This is a genomic window from Candidatus Zixiibacteriota bacterium (assembly GCA_021159005.1).
Lineage (GTDB): Bacteria > Zixibacteria > MSB-5A5 > UBA10806 > 4484-95 > JAGGSN01.
In genome coordinates this window covers 1-3007 of sequence record JAGGSN010000068.1, presented here as the reverse complement: position 1 = coordinate 3007, position 3007 = coordinate 1, and the positions used below count along the sequence as shown (strand labels likewise).

Here is a 3007-nt window from a genome sequence, read left to right as displayed (position 1 = left end):
CTACCGCTTGTTTTGTCACGCTGGATTTTGCCAAAATTGGGCATACCTACCTGAATGTCGGATGGCTGTTCCCCGGTACGGAAGGAACGTAACGATAAACCAAATGAGCAGTAGATAGGGTTCTGCCCCGCTACAGTCTGCGCCTTAGACGGAAAACCCGACCTACCCTATCCAGCTCAGTAGTTCAAAACTCTACTTGCAGTTTTGACTATTTTCCTCCAAAACTGATTATCGAGACTTGCGAGCTGTTGCATTCAGCCGAGTGGATGTACATTACCGCAGATTTATGTATCAGGATGGAAGCTATTTTGCGACATCCTGATACTGCCACTCGCGAGGATATCATTTCCTCGCGTCATCAGTTCAGCAGGTCAACCCGCCTCAGGCGAACTTGTGGTTTTGTTTATTGAAGTTGCCGCATGGAGATATACGCCAACCACAATATTTTTGTAACATTGTATTCAATATTTTAGTATAATACAATAGCAGGTAAATAATAAACTTTTACATTGGCATTAAGTTATTTTATGTTAGCAATGGATTAATTAGAATGCGGCATTTATAGCATGACTAATAATTTAGTAATATTAACCGATTTAGACGGCACTTTGCTGGATAGAAATTCTTTCCAACCCGGTCCGGCGCTTAAGCATTTGGATGAATGCAACAGGCTTAAAATACCAGTAGTATTTGTTTCGGGAAAAAGCAAAGCAGAGATCGAATCGATTAGAAAAGAACTGCATAATGAATCGCCGTTTATATCGGAAAATGGCGGTGGTTTATATATACCGGTTGAACAATTTCCCGACCTTAAAGGATTTTCGAGAGATGATAAATACTGGCGCTGGGGTGCTGATGTATCAATAGATGAAATGCGCAAAGCTTTGTTTGATATTGCCGCCGAGACCGGCGTTAAGGCAAAATGCTTTTTTGAGATGTCTGATGAAGAAGCGGCAAAGTGCACCGGCTTGGATTTGCATCGGGCCAAATTAGCTAAACAAAGAGATTTTGATGAACCGTTCATATTAGATAATCCGCCGCCTGATTTTATAGTCGTATTAAGAGATGAAATCAACAAGCGGGGATATAGGTATACGACTGGCGGGCAGCTGCATCATATTATGGGTAATTTCGATAAAGGCCATACTGTGGTATTGCTGAAAAATATTTATTTTCAGGTCAATCCACAAATGAAATTCGCAGCCTTGGGCGATGCCTATAACGATCTGGAAATGCTTAAGCAGGTTGATTATCCTTTTTTAGTTAGACAAGCAAACAGCTCGTATGCCGCAGAAATCGTATTCGATGGCTTGACCATAACAAACGGAACAGGACCATCGGGATTTGCCGAAGCGGTTGGTTCATTGATTGAAAGATTTAATCCGGCAGTATAATCAAATTGCACATAAAGCTGTCAAGTCTGTATAAGTTCTTGACTTCCCAATACCGCTACCGATATTGAGCGGTATTTCATCACAAAAACTCTCGCTTGCCAACCCCTTTAATAATTATTACATTACAACCGTTTGTATGGAGAAATATTAATGTTTGAAAAGGAAAGCAGCTAAATGTCTGATGACAGCATAGTTTACAAAGGATACAAAGGCGAGGCGCTGGCTAAGCTCAAGGAAATTGGTGTTAGGGTTTGGTCGGATGTTGAAATCAAGACCACCAAAGGAATATTCACAGGCGTAATTTTACCGCGTTCTGAAACTGCCGATGACAGGCATGTTGTAATGAAAATGAAAACAGGTTATAATATTGGACTGGCGACGACATCGATTATTGCGGCTAAAGAAATCGGATTTAAAGAAGCCGTTTACAAGATACCGGAACAGGAATTCCCCTACGATAAGAAAAAACCGAATGTTACGCTTTTAGGCACTGGCGGCACAATAGCCAGTCGTCTGGATTACCGCACCGGCGCAGTTATACCGGCATTCACGCCGGGCGAACTTTACGGCGCAGTGCCGGAGTTAGCTGATATCTGCAATCTCAAAACCATAAAGCTGTTTGGAGTATTCTCCGAGAATATGGGGCCGGAGCAGTGGAAAATCACAGCTAAAGCTATTGGAGAAGAAATAAAAAACGGAGCCGCTGGCATCATAGTCGGGCATGGCACCGATACGATGCATCACACCGCCGCCGCGCTCTCATTTATGGTGCAGGATTTACCAGTGCCGGTCGTAATGGTCGGCTCGCAGCGCTCATCAGACAGACCCTCCTCCGATGCCGCGCTAAACCTTCAAGCCGCCGCCTGGACCGCCGCCTATGCCGATATCGCCGAAGTGATGGTCTGCATGTTTGGCCCCACCTCCGACCAGTACAACCTTCTTCACAGCGGCTGCCGTGTACGCAAGATGCACTCATCATACCGCTCGGCATTTCGTACTATCGGCGATACGCCGATTGCCATGGTCGAACCGGGCAAGCTGACGCCCATTAAACAAAAATACAAAAAACGCTGTGATGACCGCAAGGTTACTATTGATGCGGTATTCGAGGAGAAAGTTGCTATTGTGTATTATTATCCCAACATGCAGCCGGATATTATCGAATCGCTGATAGACAACGGCTACAAGGGGATTGTGATTGCCGGCACCGGCTTGGGGCATGTCAACAAGCCGCTGTATGAGCCGCTTCGCAAGGCGATTAAGGCGGGTATTGCTGTCTATATGACCGTGCAAACACTTTGGGGGTATGTTCATATGTTTGTTTATGATACCGGCCGCGACCTGATGCATTTGGGAGTAGTACCTGCCGCTAATATGCTTCCCGAGGTGGCGTATGTTAAGCTCGGCTGGGTATTGGGACATTCGACCGAGCCGGAAAAGGTTAAGGAAATGATGCTAACCCCTATCGCCGATGAGATTACGCCGCGCGAGCCTTTTGACGGCTACCTGATTATGCAGGGCGGGATTCCTGAGGTTGAGGAGTTTATCAACAAGCTGAAGCTGTGAGATAAGGGGCACACGAGGACGTGTGCCGCCCACATGACATCAGTTAG

2 protein-coding genes are annotated in these 3007 nt (G+C 45.5%); both read left to right on the top strand.

Annotated elements, in window-relative coordinates:
* Positions 1–566 precede the first annotated feature (566 nt).
* The gene (locus tag J7K40_04175) at positions 567–1394 is read left to right on the top strand and encodes an HAD-IIB family hydrolase (protein MCD6161596.1); all 828 of its coding nucleotides are present in this window, start codon (positions 567–569) and stop codon (positions 1392–1394) included.
* A 174-nt stretch (positions 1395–1568) separates the two neighbouring features.
* Positions 1569–2960 carry a Glu-tRNA(Gln) amidotransferase subunit GatD gene (gene gatD / locus J7K40_04170; protein MCD6161595.1) on the top strand — a complete coding sequence of 464 codons (1392 nt, stop codon included), beginning with the start codon at positions 1569–1571 and terminating at the stop codon, positions 2958–2960.
* Positions 2961–3007 lie beyond the last annotated feature (47 nt).

What these genes read in the sequence shown, in the direction of transcription:
- J7K40_04175 (MCD6161596.1), top strand. Translation starts at nt 567, where the DNA reads ATGACTAATAATTTAGTAATATTAACCGATTTAGACGGCACTTTGCTG.
- gatD (MCD6161595.1), top strand. Translation starts at nt 1,569, where the DNA reads ATGTCTGATGACAGCATAGTTTACAAAGGATACAAAGGCGAGGCGCTG.